This window comes from Polaromonas sp. P1_E1_2, from assembly GCF_056406035.1.
Genome location: NZ_JBFUAZ010000328.1, coordinates 1 through 4,610, shown reverse-complemented (window position 1 = coordinate 4,610; position 4,610 = coordinate 1). Strand labels below are relative to the sequence as shown.

The window sequence follows — 4,610 nt, the reverse complement described above, 5'->3', positions numbered from 1 at the left end:
GGAGGCCTCCTCCATCGGCGTGGTCGAACACCGCCTGGACGCGACCGTCATTGAGGTCGCAATTTTTACCAATTTCACGCAGGACCACCTCGACTACCACACTTCCATGCAAGCCTACTGGGAGGCCAAGGCCGCGCTGTTCGGCTGGCCGGGCCTGAAGGCGGCGGTCATCAATATCGACGATGCCAAGGGTGCAGAACTGAAGGAGTCGCTCGCGGGGAGCGGCCTGGACCTCTGGACGGTGTCCTGTGCGGAGCCGGCGCGTTTGCAGGCGCGCAAGCTCGAGCACGGCACTGATGCCTTGAGCTTTGAGGTGACGGAGGGTGCCGAAAGCCATACGCTGGCTGCCCGACTGGTGGGCCAGTACAACGTGTCCAACCTGCTCGGTGTACTCGCGGCCCTGCGCGCCATGGGTGTGCCGCTGGCCGATGCGGTCAAGGCCTGTGCCGGCCTGCTACCCGTGCCCGGCCGCACCGAGACGTTGGCCATGCCCGGTCGGCCGCTGGTGGTGATCGATTACGCCCACACGCCCGACGCACTTGAAAAGGTATTGCTCGCGCTGCGACCGGCAGCGGCACACCGCAATGGTCAGCTCTGGTGCGTGTTCGGTTGCGGTGGGGACCGCGACACCACCAAGCGACCGCTAATGGCAGCCGTAGCCGAAAAAAATGCCGACCAGGTGGTGGTGACCAGCGACAATCCGCGCAGCGAAAATCCGCTGGCCATCATCTGCCAGGTGCTGCTGGGCCTGAGCCATSGCGATGCCGTGCATGTGCAGGCCGACCGCGCAGCTGCCATCACGCACGCCCTTAGCCTCGCCGGCTCCGACGACGTGGTGCTGCTGGCCGGCAAGGGCCACGAAAGTTTTCAGGAAGTGGGCGGTGTAAAGCTCCCTTTCTCCGACCGCGAGCATGCGCAGGCGGCGCTCGATGCCTTGGCTTCGCCCAAGCAGGAGGGCCGGCCATGATGCGCCTGCAGCAAGCCCTGGGCTGGTTACCCGCCGCTCGCCTCGTGGGTGACGGCGGCGTGCAGGCTTTGCGGGTCAACACCGACACGCGCAGCCTGCAGGAAGGCGACCTCTTTGTGGCGCTCAAGGGCGAGCGGTTCGACGCCCACGATTTCCTCGCACAAGCCAAAGCGCAGGGCGCAGTCGCGGCCATTGCCCATCATGGCCTGGCACAAGCCGGCCTGCCGGGACTGGAGGTGTCCGACACGCGCCTGGCGCTGGGTCAATTGGCCGCCGGTTGGCGCTCGCAGTTCCGCCTCCCGCTGGTGGCGGTGACGGGCAGCAACGGGAAAACCACCGTCACGCAAATGATCGCGACCATCTTGCGCGCCTGGAAGGCCGATAAGGCCTTCGCGACCGAAGGCAATCTCAATAATGACATCGGCGTGCCGCTCACGCTGCTGCGACTGTCGGCCGCGCATGAAGTGGGTGTGGTCGAACTCGGCATGAACCACCCCGGCGAGATCGCCTACCTGGCCGAACTCACCAAGCCCACCGTCGCGTTGGTCAATAACGCACAGCGTGAGCATCTCGAATTCATGGCCACGGTGGAAGCGGTGGCGCGCGAAAACGGCTCGGTGTTCGCGTCGCTGGATGCGGGCGGCACGGCGGTCTTTCCGGCCGACGACGACTACACCTCGCTGTGGCGTGAACTGGTCGGCACGCGCAAGGCACTGACCTTCGCGCTCTCGGGCGCCGCCGACATCACAGGCACCGCGCAATGGGAGGGCGGCTGCTGGAAGGTGGTGGCTACGACCCCGGCGGGCAACACCGATTTCTCTCTGCACATCGCCGGCCGGCACAACGTCAAGAACGCCTTGGCTGCCGCGGCCTGCGCGCTGGCGGCGGGCGTTCCCCTGGCATCCATCTCCGTGGGCCTCACGGCTTTTGTGCCGGTCAAGGGCCGTTCCCGTGCCATCGCCGTCGCCCTGCCAGGCCGGGTGTTGACGCTGGTCGACGACAGCTACAACGCCAATCCCGACTCCATGCGCGCCGCGCTGGAGGTCCTCGCCGAACTGCCCGGCCCGCGCCTGATGGTGATGGGTGACATGGGCGAGGTCGGCAACCAGGGGCCGCAGTTCCACGATGAAGCCGGGCGCCATGCGCGCGCGCTGGGCATTGAAAAATTGTTCACATTGGGCGAGCAGTCAAAGCAGGCCGCGGCCGGTTTTGGCGGCGCGCAGATTTTTGGCGGCATGGACGAACTCGCCGCCGCCGTGCTGGCCGAGCTGCCCCACACCGGCAGCATGCTGGTCAAGGGTTCGCGCTTCATGAAGATGGAACGTGTGGTCCAGGCCATCACGGCCAATGCGCAAGATCAAACACAACATCAACAACATCAGAAGGAAGAGCCCCATGCTGCTTAGTCTGGCCCAGTGGCTCCAGTCAATCTCCCCCGAATTCGGGTCTTTCAGGGTGTTCCAGTACCTGACGTTCCGTGCAGTCATGGCCGCGCTCACAGCACTGCTGATCGGTCTGCTGGCTGGCCCCTTTGTGATCCGGCGGCTGATCTCGCTGAAGATCGGGCAGCCGATCCGGGAATACGCAATGCAGACCCATTTGAGCAAGAGCGGCACGCCCACCATGGGCGGTGTGCTGATTCTGCTGTCCATCGGAATTTCCACGTTGCTGTGGTTCGATTTGTCCAACCGTTTCGTCTGGATCGTCCTCATCGTCACGTTGGGCTTTGGCGCCATAGGCTGGGCAGACGACTGGCGCAAGGTCGTACTCAAGGACCCGGAAGGCATGCGCTCGCGCGAGAAATTCCTCTGGCAGTCCATTATCGGCCTGGTGGCAGCGCTCTACCTGGTGTTCAGCATTTCTGAAAGCTCCAACATGAGGGTGCTGGAGTTGTTCTTCAGCTGGGTGCAGTCGGGCTTTGACGTGAACCTGCCGCCCAAGGCCGGGTTGCTCGTGCCTTTTGTCAAGGAAATCAGCTACCCGCTGGGTGTGTTCGGGTTTGTGATCCTGACCTACCTCGTGATCGTGGGTTCCAGCAATGCCGTCAATTTCACCGACGGGCTGGACGGCCTCGCCATCATGCCCGTGGTCATGGTGGGCTCCGCGCTGGGTGTATTCGCCTACGTGACCGGCAGCTCGGTCTATTCCAAATACCTTTTCTTTCCGCACATTCCGGGTTCCGGCGAACTGCTCATTTTCTGTTCTGCCATGGCAGGCGCCGGCCTGGCGTTTCTCTGGTTCAACACGCACCCGGCCCAGGTCTTCATGGGCGACGTGGGCGCGCTGGCGCTGGGTGCCGCGCTGGGCACCATCGCGGTCATCGTGCGCCAGGAAATCGTGCTGGCCATCATGGGCGGCATCTTTGTCGTCGAAGCCCTCTCCGTGATGATGCAGGTGACCTGGTTCAAGTACACCAAGAAACGCTACGGCGAAGGCCGCCGCATCCTCAAGATGGCGCCGCTCCACCATCACTTTGAAAAGAGCGGCTGGAAAGAAACGCAGGTGGTTGTGCGTTTCTGGATCATCACCATGCTGCTGTGCCTCATCGGCCTTTCCACCTTGAAGCTTAGGTAAACGGGCATGCGGCATTTACAAGACCAAACCGTGTTGATCCTGGGCTTGGGTGCGTCCGGCCTGGCCATGGCGCGCTGGTGCGTGCGCCATGGCGCTTCGGTCACGGTCGCCGATACGCGCGAGGCGCCTTCCTTGCTTGCAACGTTGCGACAGGAATTGCCGGGCGTCACGTTCATCGGCGGTGCTTTTACGCCGGCGCTGGTGCAAGGTACTGCCGTGCGTGCTGTCTACCGTTCGCCGGGGCTGGCGCCTGCAGTGATCGCCCCTGTGGTGGAGGCTGTGCGCGAGATCGGTTTGCCGGTTGGGGGTGAGCTTGATCTGTTCTCCCTGGCTCTTGCCGATCTCCGCGATGTCCCTGCCGCAGAGGCGGTGGAAGACGAGCCTGAAACTGAGGCACCTCCCGCACTCCCGGAGCCGGTGCCTGAGTCGCTGTCATCCGAATCCTCAGATGGAACGGACGTGCCCGATGCGATGGCTGCAGCTGATTCGCTCGCGGGTGAAACCTCTGTGCCGGCCGGTGCCTCCGACGACACAGAGGTTCTGCCAGATGCGGCAGACAGCACACCAGAGGGCGGGTCAGTCGCCCTTGAAGAAGCGAGCGAAAGGGTTGCAAYCCCTGAATTACTGGGTCTTGTGCCGCCGGAAAAGCCCACCGGCTACCGGCCCGAAGTGTTGGCCATCACGGGAACCAACGGCAAAACCACGGTGACCTCGCTGTTGGGCCAACTGGTGCAGCGCGCCGGGAAAACGGTGGCCGTGGCAGGCAACATCGGCCCGACGCTGCTCGACACGCTGTCGGCCCATATGGATGCGCAAACCCTGCCGCAAGTCTGGGTGCTGGAGCTGTCCAGTTTCCAGCTCGCCGATGTACAGGGCTTTGAGCCAACGGCCGCCGTGGTGCTCAACATCACGCAGGACCATCTGGACTGGCACGGCGACATGGACGCCTACGTCGCGGCGAAAGCCAGGGTCTTCGGTGCCAGCACCTTCATGCTGCTCAATCGCGATGACGCTCGCGTGATGGCCATGCTGCCGCCGCCCGTCAAGGTGCGCCTGAAGCCGCCCCAGG

At 63.9% G+C, this 4,610-nt stretch carries 4 protein-coding genes; all 4 read left to right on the top strand.

Annotated elements, in window-relative coordinates; translation table 11 throughout:
* Positions 1 to 967 (top strand): Mur ligase family protein (locus tag AC1D1P_RS14835; protein ID WP_477673512.1); only part of this gene is annotated, 967 nt, incomplete at its 5' end.
* Positions 964 to 2,373, top strand: a complete 1,410-nt coding sequence (locus AC1D1P_RS14830) for a UDP-N-acetylmuramoyl-tripeptide--D-alanyl-D-alanine ligase (protein ID WP_477668404.1) — start codon at positions 964 to 966, stop codon at positions 2,371 to 2,373. The genes AC1D1P_RS14835 and AC1D1P_RS14830, both read left to right, overlap by 4 nt.
* Complete coding sequence (gene mraY / locus AC1D1P_RS14825) at positions 2,363 to 3,541, top strand: phospho-N-acetylmuramoyl-pentapeptide-transferase (protein WP_477673511.1); 1,179 nt, start codon at positions 2,363 to 2,365, stop codon at positions 3,539 to 3,541. Before AC1D1P_RS14830 ends, mraY begins: the two co-directional genes overlap by 11 nt.
* 6 nt (positions 3,542 to 3,547) lie before the next feature.
* The coding region (locus AC1D1P_RS14820; protein WP_477673510.1) for a Mur ligase family protein at positions 3,548 to 4,610 on the top strand (1,063 nt) is incomplete at its 3' end.